The following is an 18,507-nucleotide window of genomic DNA, read 5'->3' on the forward strand; positions in this document are numbered from 1 at the left end:
AGTGTTTGGTAGGTTAACGTACGGCCATGAGCAGCGTCGAGGAGTTCCGCACCGAGGTTCGGAGTTGGCTACGGGCCCACCTCACCGGTGAGTTCGCCGCCCTCAAGGGCCGCGGCGGACCGGGCCGGGAGCACGAGGCCTTCGCCGAACGCCTCGCGTGGGAGCGGCACATGGCGGCGCACGGCTGGACCTGCGTGGGCTGGCCCGTCGAGTACGGCGGCCGCGGCGCGAGCACCGAGCAGCAGATCGCCTTCCACGAGGAGTACGCGCTGGCCGACGCGCCCGCGCGCGTGAACCACATAGGCGAGCAGCTCCTGGGCCCCACCCTCATCGCCCACGGCACCGAGGAGCAGCGGCGGCGCTTCCTGCCGCCCATCCGGGCCGTGGAGGAGCTGTGGTGCCAGGGCTACAGCGAGCCCGACGCCGGCTCCGACCTGGCCAACATCCGGACCCGGGCCGCCCTGGTGGACGGCGCGTGGGTGGTGAACGGCCAGAAGATCTGGACCTCCCTGGCCCACGCCTCCCAGTGGTGCTTCGTCATCGCACGCACCGAACCGGGCTCACGCCGGCACGCGGGGCTGTCCTACCTCCTGGTCCCGATGGACCAGCCCGGGGTGGAGGTACGGCCCATCGTGCAGCTGACCGGGACCTCGGAGTTCAACGAGGTCTTCTTCGACGGGGCCCGCACCGACGCCGCCCACGTCGTCGGCGCGCCCGGCGAGGGCTGGGCCGTCGCCATGGCCACCCTCGGCTTCGAACGCGGCGTCTCCACGCTCGGCCAGCAGGTCGGCTTCCGCCGCGAACTCGAAGACCTGGCCGCGCTGGCGAAGCGCAACGGCGCCATCGCCGATCCGCTGATCCGCGACCGGCTCGTCCGGGCCTGGATCGGCCTGGAGACCATGCGCGCCTCCGCGCTGCGGCCCGGGGTCGCCCCGTCCACGGCCAAGCTGTACTGGGCCCGCTGGCACCGGGACCTCGGCGAACTCGCCATGGACGTCTGCGGAGCCGCCTCGCTCCTTGCGGCGGGGGCGCACGGGGACCCGTACGACCTCGACGACTGGCAGCGGCTCTTCCTCTTCTCCCGCTCGGACACCATCTACGCGGGCTCCGACGAGATCCAGCGCACCATCGTCGCCGAGCGCATCCTCGGCCTTCCCAAGGAGGTACGCGTATGAACGCGCTCGGAAACGCACCCGAGTACGTGGCGGGACACGGGCTGCTGACCGGCCGCACCGCCGTGATCACCGCGGCCGCCGGGGCCGGTATCGGCGGGGCGACCGCACGGCGGTTCCTGGAGGAGGGTGCCCGCGTCCTCATAGGCGACGCGCACGCACGGCGGCTCAAGGAGAGCGAGGAGGCGCTGGCCGCGGAGTTCGGCGCGGACAAGGTCGCCTCCCTGCCCTGCGACGTCACCGACGAGGAGCAGGTGGGCGCCTTCTTCGCGCTCGCCGAACGGCTCCACGGCCGCCTCGACCTCGTCGTCAACAACGCCGGGCTCGGCGGCACGGCCGACCTCGTCGACATGACCGACGACCAGTGGTCCCGCGTCCTCGACGTCACGCTGAACGGCACCTTCCGCTGCACCCGCGCCGCGATGCGCTCGATGCGGGCCTCCGGGACGGGCGGGGTGATCGTCAACAACGCCTCCGTCATCGGCTGGCGCGCCCAGAAGGGACAGGCCCACTACGCCGCCGCCAAGGCCGGGGTGATGGCGCTGACCCGCTGCGCGGCGCTGGAGGCGGCGGAGTTCGGCGTACGGATCAACGCGGTCGCGCCGAGCCTGGCCATGCACCCGCACCTGGTGAAGGTCACCAGCGAGGAGCTGCTCACCGAACTCACCGCCCGCGAGGCCTTCGGCCGGTACGCCGAGCCCTGGGAGGTGGCCAACGTCATCGCCTTCCTGGCCAGCGGCTACTCGTCGTACATGACGGGCGAGACCGTGTCGGTCAGCAGTCAGCACGCGTAGGGCGACCTATGACGAGAATGGCCGGGTGCCAACGAACAAGCCGATCGCATCGACGGCCAAGAAGAAGCCCCCGGTGACGGCGTCGCCCGAACGCCGCCGCGAACTCCTCGACACCGCCGCCGAGGTCTTCGCCGCGCAGGGCTACAACGCCACCACCGTCCGCAAGATCGCCGACGCCGCCGGCATGCTCGCCGGCAGCCTCTACTACCACTTCGATTCCAAGGAATCGATGCTCGACGAGATCCTCTCCGCCTTCCTGACCGAGCTGTGGGAGGGGTACGACACCGTCCTCGCCGCCGGTCTCGGCCCCCGGCAGACCATCGAGGCCCTCGTCACCGAATCGTTCCGGGAGATCGACCGGCACCGCGCCGCGGTCGCCATCTACCAGAAGGAGTCCCGGCACCTGTCGGTCCAGCCCCGCTTCCACTACCTCTCCGACTCGCAGGTCAAGTTCGAGAAGGCGTGGCTGGGGACGCTGGAGCGCGGGGTCGCGGACGGGGTCTTCCGCGCCGACCTGGACATCCGCCTCACCTACCGCTTCGTGCGCGACACGGTGTGGGTGGCGGCGTCCTGGTACCGGCCGGGCGGCCAGCACAGCCCCGAGGAGATCGCCCGCCAGTACCTGTCGATGGTCCTGGACGGCATCGCCACACGAACGTAATCCCGCACATCCCCGGCACCTGCCTGGATATCCCTGAGGAGTTCCGATGCCCGAGGCCTACATAGTCGAAGCGGTACGCACCCCCGTGGGGCGGCGCAAGGGGGGCCTGTCCGAGGTCCACCCGGCCGACCTGGGCGCGCACGTCCTCAAGGCGCTCGTCGAACGGTCCGGGATCGACCCGTCGGCGGTGGAGGACGTGGTCTTCGGCTGCCTCGACACGGTGGGGCCGCAGGCCGGGGACATCGCCCGGACCGCCTGGCTGGCGGCGGGGCTCCCCGAGGAGGTCCCGGGCGTCACCATCGACCGCCAGTGCGGATCCTCGCAGCAGGCCGTGCACTTCGCGGCGCAGGGCGTCATGTCCGGCACCCAGGACCTGGTGGTCGCGGGCGGCACCCAGAACATGTCGATGATCCCGATCGCCTTCGCCTCGCGGCAGGCGGCGGAGCCGCTGGGCTTCACCGAGGGCCCGTACCTGGGCTCGGCGGGGTGGCGGGCGCGGTACGGGGACTCCCCCGTCAACCAGTTCCACGGGGCCCAGCTGATCGCCGAGAAGTGGGGCATCTCCCGCCTCGACATGGAGGAGTTCGCCCTGCGCTCCCACCAGCGGGCACTGCGCGCGATCGACGAGGGCCGCTTCGAGCGGGAGATCGTGCCGTACGGGTCGGTGTCGGTGGACGAGGGCCCGCGCCGCGACACCACCCTGGAGAAGATGGCGGGGCTGAAGCCGGTCATGGAGGGCGGCACGATCACGGCGGCGGTCTCCTCCCAGGTCTCGGACGGCGCGGCGGCGATGCTGCTGGCCTCGGAGCGGGCGGTACGGGAACACGGGCTGCGCCCGCGGGCCCGCATCCACCACCTGTCGGTCCGCGGCGAGGACCCCATCCGCATGCTGTCGGCGCCGATCCCGGCGACGGCGTACGCCCTGAAGAAGACGGGCATGTCCCTCTCCGACATCGACCTGGTCGAGATCAACGAGGCCTTCGCCCCGGTGGCCCTGGCCTGGCTGAAGGAAACGGGCGCGGACCCGGCGCGGGTCAACGTCAACGGCGGTGCGATCGCCCTGGGACACCCCCTGGGCGCGACGGGCGTCAAGCTGATGACGACCCTGCTGCACGAACTGGAGCGCACGGGCGGCCGCTTCGGCCTCCAGACCATGTGCGAGGGTGGCGGCCAGGCCAACGTCACGATCATCGAACGGCTGTAACTCCCGCGGCGCCCGCCGGATCCCGGCCCCCGGGGCACTGCCCGGGGGTGCGGCTCCCGGGGGTTCGGCTCCCGGGGGCACTGCTCCCGGGGAACCGTCTTTACCGCCGGCAAACCGCCCCCTGGCGATTCTTGGGCCTAGTCGAGAAACCATCGGAGGCCCACATGAGCGACCCAGCCGACGCGCGGGACGGTTCCCGGGATCCGGGCGCCGTCCGCACACCGACCGCGGACGAAGGGAGCGGGCCCGGGTCCAGGAAGCGCCCCCTGTGGAAGGAGGTGCCGCTGCTCGTCGTCATCGCCCTCGTGATGGCCTTCGTGATCAAGACCTTTCTGTTCCAGGCGTTCTCCATCCCTTCCATCTCGATGCAGAACACCCTCCAGCGCGGGGACCGGGTCCTGGTCGACAAGCTCACCCCCTGGTTCGGCTCGGAGCCCGAACGCGGCGAGGTCGTCGTCTTCCACGACCCGAGCAACTGGCTGGCGGGCCAGCCCACCCCGGAGCGCAACGTCGTCCAGAACTTCCTCGGCGCCATCGGCCTGATGCCCTCGGCCGATGAGAAGGACCTGATCAAGCGCGTCATCGCGGTCGGCGGCGACACGGTCGAATGCCGCCTGAACGGACCGGTCGAGGTCAACGGCAAGGCCCTGGACGAGCCGTACGTGTTCAAGGGGAACACCCCGTGCGACGACAAGCCGTTCGGGCCGGTCACCGTGCCCGAGGGAAAGCTCTGGGTCATGGGCGACCACCGGCAGGAGTCATCCGACTCCCGCTACCACCTGAACGACCCGAAGACCCACGGATTCGTGCCGGTCGAGGAGGTCGTCGGCCGCGCCGTCGTCGTCGGCTGGCCCGTCACCCGCTGGGCGGCACTGCCCGTCCCGGACACCTTCGGGCAGCCCGGAATCAACGACCGGAGCAAGCGCTAGCCGGCCGGTTCAGCGCGCGGGCGCGCGGCGCGAGAGGCGGGTCAGGGAGACCGTCTGGGCCAGGGCCAGGGCTCCGGTCAGGGCCTGCCAGAGGAGCGGGTCGGGGGCGTCCAGGACCCGGGCCCCGCACAGGGCGATCGCCACCGCGCCGAGCGCGAGAACGATCCGGTGGACGAAGCCGGCCTCCGTGCCGTGCGGCAGTCCGGACACGAGGGCGACCAGGGCCAGCATGATCGGAAGCCAGTGCTGCTGGGAGCCCCGCATCAGCAGCGCGGCGGCGAACTCCGCTGCGAGGGCGAGGGAGTTGCGCGCCAGGGCCCCCGGGACCGATATCGACATGCGCACATCATGCCGGGGATATTCGTGTGCGCGTCCGGCGGGGCCGCGCCTAGGGCCTGTCGTCAAACTCCCGTCGTCGCCCGAAGGGCGGCCTCGCGGCGTCTGGTGCGTGCTCTCGTCGTGCCGGGCGGAAGCCCGCGTACTGGACGTACTTGGCTTTCGCCCGGTGCGGCGAGAGCGCGTGCCAGGCGTCGCGAGGCAGACAGGAGTTTGACGACAGGCCCTAGGATCCGGAGCAAGGGCTGGGTCGTAGCACAGAGGTAGTGCGCCTACACAGCATGGAGGAGGACGCCGGTTCGAATCCGGCCGCCCAGCCCCCTCCTCTCTTCTCTACGGCGTGCCTTCTCTACGGCGTGCCCGTCGCCGCCACCCACGCCGCGGCCGCCGCGATCGCCGCGGCCGCGGCGGGGAGCGGCAGACCGAGGAACCCGTGGAAGACCCCCGGGACCAGGTGGATCCCGCAGTCCACGCCCGCCTCCCCCAGCCTTCGCCCGTAGGCCAGGCCCTCGTCCCGCAGGACGTCGCAGTCGGCCAGGACCAGCAGCGTGCGCGGCAGCCCCGAGAGGTCGGGGGCGCGCAGCGGGGAGACGTGCGGGTGGGCCGGGTCGCCGCCGTACTGCTCCCAGTACCAGGCCATGTGCGCGGCCGTGTGGAAGTACCCCTCGGCGAACTCGGCCACGGAGGGGTGCTCCATGGAGGCGTCCAGCGGCGGGTAGAACAGCAGCTGTCCGGCGACCAGTTCGGGGGCGCGCAGGGCCGTCACGGCGGCGAGGTTGCCTCCGCTGGAGTCCCCGGCGACGACCAGCCGTGCGGGGTCGCAGCCCAGTTCCGCCGCCCGCGCCCGCGCCCACAGGAGCACCGTCAGCGCGTCGTCGGGCGCCGCCGGCCAGGGGTGTTCGGGGGCGAGGCGGTAGTCCGCGGAGACCACCACCGCGCCCGAGGCCGCGGCCAGCGCCCGGCACAGCGCGTCGTGGGTGTCCAGGCCGCACATCACCCAGCCCCCGCCGTGGAAGAACACCGCCAGCGGGCGGTCCCGGGCGCCCGGCGCCGGGTCGTAGACGCGGACGGGGACGCCGTCCGCGACCGCGTCCCGTACGGAGGCCACCTCCACGCCGCCGCCGCGGGAGCCGGACGCGGCCGCGCGCAGGGCGGCCGGGTCCCCCGGTCCGGGGAAGAAGGCCGACAGCGCGTCGCACAGCCCGCGGGCCGCCGGGGACAGGGAGCCGGTACCCGAGCCGGTACCCGCGCCGGTGCCGCTCATCGCGCCGTCATCCCGCCGTCGACCGTGAACTCCGCGCCCGTGATGTACGAGGACCCCTCCGAGCAGAGGAAGAGGACCAGCTCCCCGACCTCCTCGGGCCGCCCGATCCGCCCCAGCGGCAGGTGCGACCAGTCCCGCCCCGCGACGGCCTCGCTGACCATCGGGGTGTCGATCGCCCCCGGATGCACGGAGTTGACCCGGATCCGGTCCCCCGCCAGGTCCAGTGCGGCCGACTTCGTCAGCCCGCGCAGGGCGAACTTGCTCGATCCGTACGCCGCGTGACCCGGGATGCCGACCAGTCCGGCCGTGGAGGAGACGTTGACGATCGAGCCGCCTCCGCCGGCGCGCAGCACCGGGGCCACCGCCTGGATGCCGAGGAACGGGCCGAGCAGGTTGACCCGGAGCAGGGCTTCGAAGTCTTCCAGCCCCTGACGTTCGACGTGGGCCGTGCGCCACAGGGCCGCGTTGTTGACCAGGGCGGAGACCGTGCCGAAGGCGCGTACGGCCTCGCGGACCACCTCCGCCCAGCTGTCGGCGTCGGCCACGTCGTGGCGCACGTAGAGCCCCTGGTCGCCGAGGGAGCCGGCGACCGCGCGGCCCTCCTCCTCCCGGATGTCGGTGACCACGACGCGCGCTCCGGCCTCGGCGCACAGCCGGGCCTCGGCCGCGCCCTGGCCGCGGCCGGCGCCGGTGATGACGACGACCTTGCCGTCGAGAGAGACACTCACGGGTCAGCCTTCCAGGGCGCGGAAGTGCGGGATGACGGTCTCGCCCCACTGGCGGATGGTCTCCATGCAGGCCTCCTGCGGGACGGTGCCCATCTGGATCAGGCACATGACCTCGTCGACGCCGATCTCGCGGAGCTGCTCGACGTAGGCGATGGCCGTCTGGGCGTTGCCGTAGGCATGCTCGGCGTTGTAGGTGCCGGTGTCTACGGGGCGGGCCGGGATGTTCGCCTCGTGGAGCTTGGCGACCAGCTCCTCGCGCCCCTTCTCCAGCGCGGCCACGTGCTCCTCGGCGGTCTCGTCCTCGGAGTAGCCGGTCGGCTCGGGGGCGTTGCCGTACCAGTGGGCGATGGACTCGGCGAAGAAGCGCTGGCCGCGGGTGCCCAGGCGCAGGGCGCGTTCGGCGTCGTCGAGGACGATGGTGGGGCAGAGCGCGGAGAGGTGGTCGTTGACCTCGGTGGAGACGAAGCGGTCGCCGCTGCGGGTGGCGATGGCCTCGTCGTAGACCTTGCGCATGGTGCGGACGTCGTCGGCACCCGCGAAGCCCATCACGAGGGCTCCGATGCCCAGTTCGGCGGCGAGCTTGAGGGTGTCGTGCTTGGAGCAGGCCATGAAGAGCGGCGGGTGCGGGTCCTGGACCGGGCGGGGCAGGATCGCGCCGGGGCCGATGTCGATGGAGCCGTGCCACTCGAACTTCTCCTCGCGCCACGCGGAGGAGAAGATCCGCAGCGCCTCTTCCATCTGCGGGTAGGTGTCCTCGGGGCGGACCCCGTACATGGACATCTCCTGGCGGGTGGCGCCGCGGCCCGCGCCGATGTCCACGCGGCCGCCGGAGAGCACGTCGAGCATGGCGGCGCGTTCGGCCACGCGCACGGGGTGCTGGTAGCCGAAGGGCATGGTGACGACGCCGTGGCCGATGCGGATCTTCTCGGTCCGGGCGGCGACCCAGGTCAGGAAGATCTCGGAGGCGCTCATGTGGGCGTACTGGGTGAGGGCGTGGTGCTCCACGGCCCAGATCCGGTCGAAGCCCATCTCCTCGGCGAACACGGCCTGTTCGACGCAGTCGTGGATGACCTGGCGCTCGCGTTCGGGCGTCGGGTCGACGAGCTGCGCCTCGAAGATCATCGAGAACTTCACGGGTTCCCTCCCAGGGTGACTCGGGCTTCAGCCCAAAAGGGAATAGGTCCCGCCGTCGTAGGCGCGGAGCGCCGGAGTCCTCTTCGCATCTGTGGTGACCTGCACTTTCTGGCGTTGTCAGTGGGCTCGGTTAGGTTGATCGCGTGACGGCATCTCAGGAGACGGAGGCGACCGGGCACGCACGGTTCACCTACCGGCTTCGCGTGTCATCGACCGCGCTCGCCTCGCTGTTGGGCGAGTGGGCGCGGTGCCGGTGGGTCTGGAACGAATGCTGCGCCCGATCAAAGAAGGCCCGCGCCGAGGAAGAGGAGTGCGGGCCTGCCCGGCTTGACAGGATGCCGACTGAGGCCCGCACCATGAATCCATGGCTGCGGGGAGGTTCCTCTGTTCCGCAGCAGCAGTTGGTGCGGGACTTCGGGAAGTCCCGCACCAAAGCGTTGAAGGACGTCAAGGCTCGATTGCCGATCCGGCAGCGGGCGGGGATGCCCAAGTTCAAGAAGAAGGCCAAGGCCGATCCGAGCCTGAACTACACGCGGCGCGGTTTCCGGATCAAGGACGGCCGCCTGCACCTTGCCGGCGGCATCATCCTGACCGTGGTGTGGTCCCGGGCACTCCCGGCGGACCCGTCGTCCGTGCGGATCTACCGCGACAGCCTCGGCCACTGGTACGCCTCCTTCGTCGTCCCCGCCGCAGCCGAGCCGCTCCCGAAGACGGGCGCGGTGATCGGGGTCGACTGGGGCGTGAAGGAGACGGCGACCACCACCAGCGACACCCATGACCTCCCGCACGCCGAGCACGGAAGGAAGGCTGCCGCCGGACTCGCCCGCTATCAGCGCATGATGGCCCGCCGGAAGCCGGCGAGGGGCAAGCCCGGCTCGAGGGGCTACCAGGCCGCGAGGACGCTGGCGGCGAAGCTGCACAAGAAGATCGCCCGGCAACGCCAGGACACGGGCCGGAAGTGGGCCAAGAAGGTGGTCCGCGACCATGACACCCTCGCCGTAGAGGACTTCAAGCCGCGCTTCCTCGCCAAGTCCACCATGGCGCGTAAAGCGGCTGACGCGACGATCGGCGCGACCAAGCGTGAACTGATCGCCATGGCGCGCAAGCACGGGCGCATCGTGCACCTTGTCCACCCCGCGCACACCACCATGGACTGCGCGCAGTGCGGAGCGAGAACCAAGCACGCACTACCTCCCTCAGAACGTACCTACACCTGCATCGCCTGCGGAGCCGTGTCCCCCAGGGACAAGAACTCCGCCGGCGTCATGCTGGTCCGGGCTGGTCTCAACCCGGCTGGTGCCGATCGTGTAAGAGCTGACGGACCGCAGGTCCACAGCCAACGTGAGCCAGGAATCCCTGCCCCTTCGGGCGAGGAGGACTCAAGAGGAACCTCCCAGCCATCCACAACGACCGAGTATTTCTAATAGGAATACTTCTAGCAGTCATATCTCCCCATGGGAAGAGTCATCGCGAAGACCGGTCGTAGACTGCGCTGCGTGACGAACGAGGCGACAGAAGAGGCGAACGGCCGCACGCTCCCGGCGACCAGCTGGGCGGTGCTCGGGCTGCTCTCCTTCGGGGAGGAGCTCTCCGGCTACGACCTGAAGAAGTGGTCGGACTGGTCGCTGCGCTTCTTCTACTGGAGCCCGTCCTTCAGCCAGATCTACAGCGAGCTCAAGCGGCTGGAGAAGGCCGGCTACGCCTCTTCGCGGATGGTCGCCCAGGAGACCGGCACCCGCGACAAGCGGGTGTACCGGATCACGGACGAGGGCATGACGGCCGTACGGCGCTGGGCGCGCGAGGCGCCCGTCGACCCGCCGGTGCTCAAGCACGGGCCGATGCTGCGGCTGTGGCTCGGCCACCTGCTGGAGCCGGAACAGATGCGCGAAGTCCTGGTGCAGCACCAGGAGTTCGCGGAGAAGATGCGGCGGCGTGCGGTGGCCGACGCGGACGGGGCCAGGGAAGAGGCCTCGTGGGCGTACCCGACGCTCACCCTCAAGTGGGCGGAGCGGTACTACGCCTCCGAGCGCGACCTGGCGGCGGCCATGCTGGATGACATCGCGGCGCTCGAAAGCGGGCGCGGCGCGAGCCCCGCACCGACCCCGACCCCGGATTCGGCACCGGCCCCGGATTCGGCGCCCGCCAAGCCCGGCAAGCGCCCGTAGGCGCGCCGGAAGTAGAGCAGCGGCGCGCCTTCGCGGTGCGCCGTCAGGGCGGTGACCCGGCCCAGGGCGATGGCGTGGTCGCCGCCGTCCAGGACGGCCTCCAGATCGCATTCGACGGTGGCGAGGACCCCGTCCAGCAGGGGCGCGCCGTTCCCGCCGGCCCGCCAGGGGACACCGGCGAACTTGTCGCCCCCGGTGACGGCGAAGCGGCGGCACAGCTCCTGCTGGTCGGCGGCGAGGATGTTGACGGCGAAGGCCCCCGCCGCCTGGATCCGGGGCCAGGTGGTGGACGTGCGCGCCGGGCAGAAGCAGACCAGCGGCGGGTCCAGGGACACGGACGAGAAGGACTGCACGGCCATCCCGACGGGACCGCCGTCGGCTCCGCGTGCCGTGATGACGGCGACGCCGGTGCAGAAGCTGGACAGGACCGACTTCATGTCGGACATGGCTTCCTCCCTCATGAGAACCCTCCCTGATTATTTCTACTAGGTATATGCCTAACCGAAACACCTGTGATTGGATACCGCCCACGCTCGCTCGTCAAGTAGGGAGGGTCCGATGCCACCACCACCCCCGCCTCAACCACAGCAACCGCAACACCCGCAGCCTCAGCCGCCCGCCACGCTCGCCCGGCTCCCCGAGTACGCCGCCGCCGCGTACGGGGAGCGCGAGGCGCTCGCCGACGGCGAGGTCCGCTGGACCTTCGCCCGTCTCGCCGACGAGATCTCCGCGGCCGCCCGCGCCGCCATCGCCCACGGCATCCGGCCCGGCGACCGGGTCGCGATCTGGGCCCCCAACAGCCGCCGGTGGATCACCGCCGCCCTCGGCGCGGTCGGCGCCGGAGCCGTCCTCGTACCGGTCAACACCCGCTACAAGCCCGCCGAGGCCGCGGACATCATCCGGCGCAGCGGCGCCCGCGTGCTGTTCACCGAGCGCGGGTTCCTCGGTACCGACTACGCCCGTGACCTGCACGCCTCCGGCGAGGACCTCGGGGCGCTCGCCTCGACGGTGATCCTGCGCGACGGACGCGACGGACGCGGGGAGCGCGGTGCGGGGGACGGCGGTGCAGGTGACGATGGCGCGGGCGTCTCCTGGGAGGCGTACCTGCACGCCGGCGAGGCCGTCCCCGACGCGGAGCGGGCCGCGCGCGCGGCTGCCGTACGCCCCGGAGACCTCAGCGACATCCTCTACACCTCGGGCACCACCGGCCGCTCCAAGGGGGTCATGACCACCCACGGCCAGACCGTCCGGCTCTACGCCTCCTGGTCCGGCCTCGTCACCCTGCGCCCCGGCGACCGCTACCTGCTGGTCAACCCCTTCTTCCACACCTTCGGCTACAAGGCCGGGGTGCTCGCCTGCCTCCTGCGCGGGGTCACCATGCTCCCCGAGGCGGTCTACGACACCGACCGCATCCTGCACCGCATGGCCGCCGAGCGCGTGACCTGCCTGATGGGCCCGCCGACCGTCTTCCACGGCCTGATCCGCCACCCGGCGCGGGCCGCGCACGACCTGTCCGCGCTGCGCCTGGCCGGCACCGGGGCCGCCTCCGTGCCCACCTCCCTCGTCGAGGAGATCCGCGGCGCACTGGGGGCGCCCGACGTGTTCACCGCGTACGGGCTCACCGAGTCCGGCGGGGTCGTGTCCGTCTGCCCCACCGACGCCGACGCCCGGACCCTCGCGCACACGGTCGGCCTGCCGCTGCCGGACACCGAGGTACGGATCACCGACCCGCTCGGCGCCGTGCTGCCCGCCGGGGAGCCGGGCGAGGTGCAGGTCCGCGGCTACCACGTCACCCCCGGCTACCTGGACGACCCGGCGAGCACCGCCGAAGCCGTGCTGCCCGGCGGCTGGCTGCGCACCGGGGACATCGGCGTGCTCGACGGACGGGGCTACCTGGCCATCACCGACCGGCTGAAGGACATGTACGTGGTCGGCGGCTTCAACGCCTATCCGGCGGAGGTGGAGAACGTGCTGCTGACCCACCCCGCCATCACCGACGCGGCGGTCGTCGGCGCCCCCGACGAGCGGCTCGGCGAGGTCGGGGTGGCCTACGTCGTCACCACCGGGCCGGTCACCTCCGAGGAGCTGACCGCCTGGACCCGGGAACGCCTGGCCAACTTCAAGGTGCCGCGGCGGTTCACCCGCCTGGAGGAGCTCCCGCGCAACGCGGGCGGCAAACTGCTGAAGACGGAGCTGCGCCGCACGGCGCGAGGGGAGTCGGCGTGAGGCCGCTGGAGCCGACGGGGGAGCAGGAAGAACTCCGCGACGCGGTACGGGCCGTCCTCGCCCGCCACCCCGGCCACACGGCCTGGGCTCCGCTGACGGCGCAGATCGGCGCGGCCGGGCTGGCGGTCCCCGAGGAGTACGGCGGGCTGGGCTGCGGGCCGGCCGAAGTCGGGGTGGTCATGGCGGAGTTGGGGCGCGCACTGAGCCCCGTACCGTACCTGGGCTCGGCGGTGCTGACGGTGGGGGCCCTGCTCGCGTCCGGCGACCGGGAAGCCTGCGCGCAGCACCTGCCGGACCTGGCGGAGGGCACGGTCATGGGCGCCCTGGCCTGGGCGGAGTCCCCGGATGCCCCGGGCGGGCCACTCGCCTCCGGGGGCGGATGGGAGCCCGGCGACCTGTCGGCCCGCGCCGAGCCCGCCGGGGCGGACTGGCTGCTCATGGGCACGAAGCGGTACGTCCTTGCGGGACCGGCCGAACCGTCCCTGCTGCTGGCGTTCGCCCGGATGCACTCGGCTCCGGGCGCAGCCCCCGGACCCGGTACCGAGCCCGGCCGGGGCCATGGCCCGCTCGGCCTGTTCGAGCTCCTCGCCGCGCCCGCGGCGTTCACCGTACGGTCCACGATGGACCGCACCCGGCCCCTCGCGGAGCTGACCCTGGACCGGACCCCGGCCCGGCTGCTCTCGGCCGACGGCGCCGGAGTCCTCGCCCGGGTCCGGGACCTGGCCTGCACGGCGCTCGCCGCCGAACAGGCGGGGGCGGCGGCGCGGGCGCTGGAGGCGACGGTCCGGTACGCCAAGGAGCGGGTGCAGTTCGGGCGGCCGATCGGCTCCTTCCAGGCGGTCAAGCACCGGCTCGCCGATCTGCACACCGCGGTGGAGGGCGCCCGCTCGCTCGCCCTCGCGGCAGCCGCCGCCGACGCGGCCCCGGACCTGGCGGCCGCCGCCAAGTCGGCCTGCTCGGAGGCGTACGCGTACGTGGCGGGCGAGATGATCCAGCTGCACGGCGGCATCGGCATCACCTGGGAGCACGAGGCGCACGAGTACTTCAAGCGGGCGCACAGCTCGGCCCTGCTCTTCGGCTCCCCCGCCGCGCACCGTCAACGGCTGGCGGCGCGGTTGGGGTTCCTACCGACCGGGTGACGCGCCGGCGACGGGGGGTACGGGGGACGGCGGCTGTCGTACGCTCGGCCCATGACGGGCAGTGCGATAGACCTCCGGAAGATCGAAGAGACCGCCCCGGCGCTGGTGAGCCTGTACAAGAGCGCCGGGACCTCGCTGCGCACGCACGGCCTGGAGGGCGGGCGGGCCACGGTGTACCTGGTCCTCGACTACTCCGGCTCGATGCGTCCGTACTACGACGACGGCAGCGTGCAGGCCCTCGCCGACCGGGTGCTGGGACTCTCGGCGCACCTGGACGACGACGCCCGCGTGCCGGTCGTCTTCTTCTCCACGGAGGTCGACGCGGTCGAGGAGATCTCACTGGCCGGCCACGAGGGGCGGGTCACCGCGATCGCCGCCGGTCTCGGCCACATGGGCAAGACGGCCTACCACGCGGCGATGGACGCGGTGATCGACCACTACCTGGACTCGGGGTCGGCCCTTCCCGCGCTCGTCGTCTTCCAGACCGACGGCGGCCCCATCAACAAGCTCGCCGCCGAGAAGTACCTGTGCAAGGCGGCCCGACTTCCGCTCTTCTGGCAGTTCGTCGGCTTCGGAAACACCCGCAGCTCGCAGTTCGATTTCCTGCGGCGGCTGGACGAACTGCCCGTCCCGGCCAAACGGGTCGTGGACAACGCGGGCTACTTCCACGCCGGCCCCGACCCGCGGACCGTCGCGGACTCGGAGCTGTACGACCGGCTCGTCGGGGAGTTCCCGGCGTGGCTGGCGGCGGCCCGGGTGGCCGGAATCGTGCGCGCCTGATCCGCGATTGTCAGTGGCTCGCGCTTTGATGGAGGTGCCTCACGCTTTGATGGAGGTGTAACGGGATCTCCCTCCTAGAGGAGGGGGCTGTCAGCCACGCCGGCTGTTGGCCGCCGTTACCAGCACCAGCCAACACACGTATGTGGAGGTGAACGAAGTTGGCTACGTACCGCGTAGGACAGAAGACCCACCCACCTGTGCTTCCTCAGCAGGTGGCTCTGGAATTCGAGTCAGCAGACACCCCCCGGATCGGGGACGAAACGGGACCCGAAGGCCGGAAGGCACCCGGCGCGGTACATGTGCGAGGGGAGACCGCCCATGCTTCACCTGGCATCGGCGGCGTCACCCCCAACCACCAGGTTGGGGAGAAGGCCCGTGAAGGCCACCCCGTCGTGTTCGTCCTGGACAAGCACGGCACACCGCTCCAACCCACCAGCCCCGCCAGAGCCCGTCGGCTCCTCCATAAGGGACGGGCTGTCGTGGCCCGGCACACCCCGTTCGTGATCCGGCTGAAAGACCGCGCCGCAGGCCAGTCACAGATGGATGGCGTAGAACTCGGGCTCGACCCGGGCTCGAAGCACACCGGTATCGCCGTATTCACCGCCAAGGATGGTGAGCGCCGTGGCCTGTACGCGGTCGAACTCGCCCACCGGGGCAGCGCCATCCGGGACAAGCTCACCGCTCGCGCCGCCTACCGGCGCCGTAGGCGCACCAGTAACCTGCGCCACCGCGCGCCCCGCTTCTCCAACCGCGCGCGCCCCAAGGGCTGGCTCGCCCCGTCGCTGCGTCACCGTGTAGACACCACCATGTCGTGGACCACCCGGCTCGCGCGCTGGGCACCCGTCCGTACGGTGCACGTGGAACGGAACGTTTTCGATACCCATGCCATGTCCCACGGCGGACCTCTGGAGGGCGCCGAGTACCAGCACGGCACCCTGCACGGCGCAGAAGTCCGCGAATACCTCCTCGCCAAGTGGGCCAGGGCCTGCGCCTACTGCGGCAATACCGGAGTACCGCTCAACATCGACCACATCCACCCCCGCTCACGCGGCGGCAGCGACCGCATCTCCAACCTGTGCACCGCATGCATCCCCTGCAACGAAAAGAAGTCCAACCAGCCCGTCGAAGAGTTCCTCAAGGAATCCCCGCGCCAGCTGGCCCGCATCCTCGCCCAGGCCAAAGCCCCCCTGCGGGACGCGGCAGCCGTCAACGCGACCCGCTGGGCGCTCTGGCGCGCCCTCGACTCCGCGTTCCCCTCGGTGTGCACCGCATCGGGCGGCCGCACGAAATGGAACCGGCAGCGGACCGCTACTCCAAAGACCCACACGCTGGACGCCCTGTGCGTCGGCTACCTCAATGCCGTTACCCGAACCCCGACCCACATTCTTGCCGTTGCCGCAACCGGGCGCGGCACGTACGCCCGTACCCGCACCGACAAGTACGGCTTCCCCCGTCTGCGGCTACCCAGGCAGAAGCAGTTCTTCGGCTACCAGACCGGAGACCTCGCCCGCGCAGTCGTCCCCACCGGCAAGAAGACCGGCACCCACACTGGACGCATCGCCGTCCGCGCCACCGGCCGCTTCAACATCAAAACCGCCCACGGCCTCATCCAGGGCATCGGACGCAAACACTTCCGCCTCCTCCAACGAGCCGACGGCTACACCTACACCACCCGCCCCGAAGGCCCCACCATTGCCATCTGACAGCCACCGGAAGAAGCGAAGAGACCCCCGGCATTCCGCACCTCCGGCCCAACGATCCACTTCCTCCCCCAGCTAAAGCAGGGGTATCCACGAAAGAAGTCCGATGACGACGAACAACTGGGCCGTATTCGAAAAGGCGGAACCGGACTTCGCGGCGGCCGTGCAGGCCCGCTTCGCACAGTTCCCGCACCACGTCCTGGCGACCCTGCGCAAGGACGGCTCCCCGCGCGCGACCGGGCTGAACGTCGAGATCCGCGGCGGCGAGCTGTGGCTGGGCATGATGCCGGGTTCGATGAAGGGCAAGGACCTGCGGCGCGACGGACGCTTCGCCCTGCACACCAACCCGGGCGCGGGCGAGACGATGCCCGACGGGGACGTACGGATCTCCGGGCGCGCGGTGGAGATCGTGGAGCAGCCCGAGCTCCACCGGTACGCGGAGGAGGCCGAGGAGAACGACACCCCGCACCCCTTCGACCTGTTCCGCGCCGAGCTGACGGAAGTGGTGCACGTCGGCGTCGAGGGCGACGACCTGGTGGTCCGCTCGTGGACCCCGGAGCACGGGCTGCGCACCCTGCGCCGGGGCAACGACGACGAGCCGGCCCGCGAGGAGCCCGCGGCGGGCTGAGCTACGGGCTGGGTCCTGGCAGGGGTTCGGGGCAGGACGTCCGCCAGGATCCCGGGCGGGGTCTTGGCGGGGGCCTTCGGGTTCTTGGCGGGGGCCTTGGAGGTCTTGGGCGCCTTGCCCGGGGCCTTCGGGGTCTTCGGCGCCTTCGCCGGGGCCGGGGCCTTCATGGCCGGGGCGCCGACTTCCAGCCAGCTCCGGTCGATGTTGAGCCTCACGTCCCCGTACGTGGCGTCGTGGTCCCCGCGGAACTGGTGGGCGCGGCGGCCCCCCGTCCACTGGCTCGTACCGGCGGGCAGCCCCATGTCGGCGTCGGCGACGGAGGCCGCGCCGTTCCAGCGGGCGACCCACAGCACGTCCGGCATGGCGTCCGGGGCCTGGGCGTAGTGGGCGCTCAGCGCCTTGGCCCCGGAGCTCGCCGCGACGTAGGCGGCGGCGCCGTAGCCCAGTTCGTGCAGGCGGACCGTCCAGGCCGTGAGGTAGGCGACGACCGGGGCGTCCCAGGTGGCCCGGTCCGTGTAGTTCTCCAGGTCGTTGTAGAGGACCGTGCCCTCGGCCATGCCCAGGGCCGCCGCGGCGTGGGCCGCGCCCTCGGCCTCGGCCCGGCCCTGCTCGTTGGCCTCGGAGGGGTCGGTGGACAGGCCCGTGGAGGAGCTGTTCCAGGGCTGGGGGCCGACCCAGATCGGCATGAGGTGCCAGCCCGCCTCGGCCTGCCGGCTCACCCATCCGGCGGTGAGCTGCGGCTGGGCGCAGGCGCGGGCCCGGCCGCCGATGTAGACGCCGACGGCGCCGAAGGGCGAGTCGGCCCGCCAGGCGTTCATGGTGCGCTGGGTCGGGGCCGTGCAGGCGTCGAAGCCCTCGCCGGTGAAGGGCCCCTGGACGGTCGTACGGGAACCCCCGCCGACGACGCCGACCGGATCGACGGGGACCGGGCCGGGGGCGGCCGGGGGTGTGAGGGCGCGGGCCCGGGTGAGGACGCCGCGGACGGCCTCTGGGGTGGACGCGTAGGAGACGGTGGCCATCACCCCGGCGCGGCGCAGGGCGTAGCGGATCTCGTTGCTGTCGCCCCGGACCTTGGGCAGGGGGTCACCCTCGTCGCCCCCGACGGTGGGGATGTCGGCGCGCGGCGGGGCTCCGTCGAGCGGCTCCAGGTGCAGGGTGTCGGAGCGGGGGGCGGCGGCGCGGGCGGCTCCGCATTCGCCCTGGCCGCCGGCGTGCCCGAGGTAGAGGGTGGGCACGTCGAGGCGCAGGCAGGCGTCGGGGTTCCGGTCGAGGTCGACGACCCGCCAGTCGGCGGGGACGGTGAGGCGCAGCCCGCGGTAGTCGACGCTGCGGCCGTCCGCGCTGTGGCCGTCTGCGCTGTGTCCGCCTGCGCTGTGGCCGTCCGCGCCGCGGCCCTCGGCGGGGTGCCCGTCGGCGGCTCCGAGGGGGACGGGAGCGAGCAGTGCGGCGCCCAGCAGGCAGCTCAACATCATGTGGGAGGGGAGCATGTGACCCACTGTTACCAGAAGGCCCGGGTGTTGACGCAGAGGCACGAGAGCCCGCGCCCACCTGTTGACGGGACGGCCGCACCGCGCCGCGGATCTCCTCCGTGGCCGCGCGGGACGCGGGCGCGACGTGGGCGAACGGGTCGGCCGGCGGGGACGGGCG

At 71.9% G+C, this 18,507-nt stretch carries 16 protein-coding genes, 1 tRNA gene and 2 pseudogenes; 13 read left to right on the forward strand and 6 right to left on the reverse strand.

What is annotated here, in order from left to right; genetic code table 11:
* Positions 1 to 26: 26 nt before the first annotated feature.
* The 5 genes from ACODT5_RS27425 (at position 27) to lepB (ending at position 4,760) form a co-directional block, all read left to right on the forward strand.
* Entirely contained in the window at positions 27 to 1,175 is a 1,149-nt protein-coding gene (locus tag ACODT5_RS27425; RefSeq protein WP_422521877.1) for an acyl-CoA dehydrogenase family protein, read from the forward strand.
* On the forward strand, positions 1,172 to 1,966 hold the full coding sequence (locus tag ACODT5_RS27430; protein ID WP_422521878.1) for an SDR family oxidoreductase: 795 nt from the start codon (positions 1,172 to 1,174) through the stop codon (positions 1,964 to 1,966). The genes ACODT5_RS27425 and ACODT5_RS27430 overlap by 4 nt, the downstream gene beginning before the upstream one ends.
* A gap of 25 nt (positions 1,967 to 1,991) precedes the next feature.
* Positions 1,992 to 2,627, forward strand: coding sequence for a TetR/AcrR family transcriptional regulator (locus ACODT5_RS27435; RefSeq protein WP_422521879.1), 636 nt, complete (start codon positions 1,992 to 1,994; stop codon positions 2,625 to 2,627).
* Between the two features lie 46 nt (positions 2,628 to 2,673).
* The gene (locus ACODT5_RS27440; protein WP_385370867.1) at positions 2,674 to 3,831 is read left to right on the forward strand and encodes an acetyl-CoA C-acetyltransferase; all 1,158 of its coding nucleotides are present in this window, start codon (positions 2,674 to 2,676) and stop codon (positions 3,829 to 3,831) included.
* Positions 3,832 to 3,995: 164 nt separating this feature from the next.
* Positions 3,996 to 4,760, forward strand: a complete 765-nt coding sequence (gene lepB / locus ACODT5_RS27445) for a signal peptidase I (protein ID WP_422521880.1) — start codon at positions 3,996 to 3,998, stop codon at positions 4,758 to 4,760.
* A gap of 9 nt (positions 4,761 to 4,769) precedes the next feature.
* Here lepB and ACODT5_RS27450 read toward each other — a convergent pair whose 3' ends face one another.
* Positions 4,770 to 5,099, reverse strand: a complete 330-nt coding sequence (locus tag ACODT5_RS27450; protein WP_422521881.1) for a hypothetical protein — start codon at positions 5,097 to 5,099, stop codon at positions 4,770 to 4,772.
* A 241-nt stretch (positions 5,100 to 5,340) separates the two neighbouring features.
* Here ACODT5_RS27450 and ACODT5_RS27455 point away from each other — a divergent pair.
* Positions 5,341 to 5,415, forward strand: a tRNA-Ala gene (locus ACODT5_RS27455).
* 30 nt (positions 5,416 to 5,445) lie between these two features.
* On the opposite strand, the gene ACODT5_RS27460 is transcribed toward ACODT5_RS27455, so the two are convergent.
* The 3 genes from ACODT5_RS27460 to ACODT5_RS27470 are packed head-to-tail and all read right to left on the reverse strand — an operon-like array spanning position 5,446 to position 8,222.
* The gene (locus ACODT5_RS27460) at positions 5,446 to 6,360 is read right to left on the reverse strand and encodes an alpha/beta hydrolase (protein WP_422521882.1); all 915 of its coding nucleotides are present in this window, start codon (positions 6,358 to 6,360) and stop codon (positions 5,446 to 5,448) included.
* Positions 6,357 to 7,088, reverse strand: coding sequence for an SDR family NAD(P)-dependent oxidoreductase (locus ACODT5_RS27465; RefSeq protein ID WP_422521883.1), 732 nt, complete (start codon positions 7,086 to 7,088; stop codon positions 6,357 to 6,359). Before ACODT5_RS27465 ends, ACODT5_RS27460 begins: the two co-directional genes overlap by 4 nt.
* 3 nt (positions 7,089 to 7,091) lie before the next feature.
* Positions 7,092 to 8,222 (reverse strand): LLM class flavin-dependent oxidoreductase, encoded by a 1,131-nt coding sequence (locus ACODT5_RS27470; RefSeq protein ID WP_422521884.1) that lies wholly within the window; start codon positions 8,220 to 8,222, stop codon positions 7,092 to 7,094.
* A gap of 143 nt (positions 8,223 to 8,365) precedes the next feature.
* Between ACODT5_RS27470 and ACODT5_RS27475 the strand changes: the two genes are divergently transcribed.
* Both ACODT5_RS27475 and ACODT5_RS27480 read left to right on the forward strand, forming a co-directional pair.
* Positions 8,366 to 9,646, forward strand: coding sequence for an RNA-guided endonuclease InsQ/TnpB family protein (locus ACODT5_RS27475; protein ID WP_422521885.1), 1,281 nt, complete (start codon positions 8,366 to 8,368; stop codon positions 9,644 to 9,646).
* A gap of 63 nt (positions 9,647 to 9,709) precedes the next feature.
* Positions 9,710 to 10,387 (forward strand): helix-turn-helix transcriptional regulator, encoded by a 678-nt coding sequence (locus tag ACODT5_RS27480; protein ID WP_422525053.1) that lies wholly within the window; start codon positions 9,710 to 9,712, stop codon positions 10,385 to 10,387.
* Positions 10,388 to 10,434: 47 nt separating this feature from the next.
* On the opposite strand, the pseudogene ACODT5_RS27485 reads toward ACODT5_RS27480, so the two are convergent.
* Positions 10,435 to 10,848: pseudogene (locus ACODT5_RS27485) on the reverse strand (flavin reductase family protein); the annotation flags it as partial.
* Between the two features lie 97 nt (positions 10,849 to 10,945).
* Between ACODT5_RS27485 and ACODT5_RS27490 the strand changes: the two are divergent.
* The 5 genes from ACODT5_RS27490 to ACODT5_RS27510 all read left to right on the forward strand — a co-directional run bounded on the left by ACODT5_RS27490 (position 10,946) and on the right by ACODT5_RS27510 (position 16,860).
* Complete coding sequence (locus ACODT5_RS27490; RefSeq protein ID WP_422521886.1) at positions 10,946 to 12,613, forward strand: FadD3 family acyl-CoA ligase; 1,668 nt, start codon at positions 10,946 to 10,948, stop codon at positions 12,611 to 12,613.
* Entirely contained in the window at positions 12,610 to 13,752 is a 1,143-nt protein-coding gene (locus tag ACODT5_RS27495) for an acyl-CoA dehydrogenase family protein (RefSeq protein WP_422521887.1), read from the forward strand. Before ACODT5_RS27490 ends, ACODT5_RS27495 begins: the two co-directional genes overlap by 4 nt.
* 51 nt (positions 13,753 to 13,803) lie before the next feature.
* Positions 13,804 to 14,532 (forward strand): VWA domain-containing protein, encoded by a 729-nt coding sequence (locus ACODT5_RS27500; protein ID WP_422521888.1) that lies wholly within the window; start codon positions 13,804 to 13,806, stop codon positions 14,530 to 14,532.
* A 392-nt stretch (positions 14,533 to 14,924) separates the two neighbouring features.
* Positions 14,925 to 16,235, forward strand: a complete 1,311-nt coding sequence (iscB, locus tag ACODT5_RS27505) for an RNA-guided endonuclease IscB (RefSeq protein WP_422525054.1) — start codon at positions 14,925 to 14,927, stop codon at positions 16,233 to 16,235.
* Positions 16,236 to 16,338: 103 nt separating this feature from the next.
* Positions 16,339 to 16,860 carry a pyridoxamine 5'-phosphate oxidase family protein gene (locus ACODT5_RS27510; protein ID WP_266909528.1) on the forward strand — a complete coding sequence of 174 codons (522 nt, stop codon included), beginning with the start codon at positions 16,339 to 16,341 and terminating at the stop codon, positions 16,858 to 16,860.
* Between the two features lie 203 nt (positions 16,861 to 17,063).
* Here the strand turns inward: ACODT5_RS27510 and ACODT5_RS27515 are convergent.
* Positions 17,064 to 18,347, reverse strand: a pseudogene (locus ACODT5_RS27515) (DUF1906 domain-containing protein); the annotation flags it as partial.
* Positions 18,348 to 18,507 lie beyond the last annotated feature (160 nt).

This window comes from Streptomyces tatrensis (assembly GCF_049310065.1).
In the GTDB taxonomy this organism is placed as follows: domain Bacteria; phylum Actinomycetota; class Actinomycetes; order Streptomycetales; family Streptomycetaceae; genus Streptomyces.

What these genes read in the sequence shown, in the direction of transcription:
- ACODT5_RS27510 (WP_266909528.1), top strand. Translation starts at nt 16,339, where the DNA reads ATGACGACGAACAACTGGGCCGTATTCGAAAAGGCGGAACCGGACTTC.
- ACODT5_RS27490 (WP_422521886.1), top strand. Translation starts at nt 10,946, where the DNA reads ATGCCACCACCACCCCCGCCTCAACCACAGCAACCGCAACACCCGCAG.
- ACODT5_RS27450 (WP_422521881.1), bottom strand. Translation starts at nt 5,099, where the DNA reads ATGTCGATATCGGTCCCGGGGGCCCTGGCGCGCAACTCCCTCGCCCTC.
- ACODT5_RS27500 (WP_422521888.1), top strand. Translation starts at nt 13,804, where the DNA reads ATGACGGGCAGTGCGATAGACCTCCGGAAGATCGAAGAGACCGCCCCG.
- lepB (WP_422521880.1), top strand. Translation starts at nt 3,996, where the DNA reads ATGAGCGACCCAGCCGACGCGCGGGACGGTTCCCGGGATCCGGGCGCC.
- ACODT5_RS27440 (WP_385370867.1), top strand. Translation starts at nt 2,674, where the DNA reads ATGCCCGAGGCCTACATAGTCGAAGCGGTACGCACCCCCGTGGGGCGG.
- ACODT5_RS27430 (WP_422521878.1), top strand. Translation starts at nt 1,172, where the DNA reads ATGAACGCGCTCGGAAACGCACCCGAGTACGTGGCGGGACACGGGCTG.
- ACODT5_RS27425 (WP_422521877.1), top strand. Translation starts at nt 27, where the DNA reads ATGAGCAGCGTCGAGGAGTTCCGCACCGAGGTTCGGAGTTGGCTACGG.
- ACODT5_RS27460 (WP_422521882.1), bottom strand. Translation starts at nt 6,360, where the DNA reads ATGAGCGGCACCGGCGCGGGTACCGGCTCGGGTACCGGCTCCCTGTCC.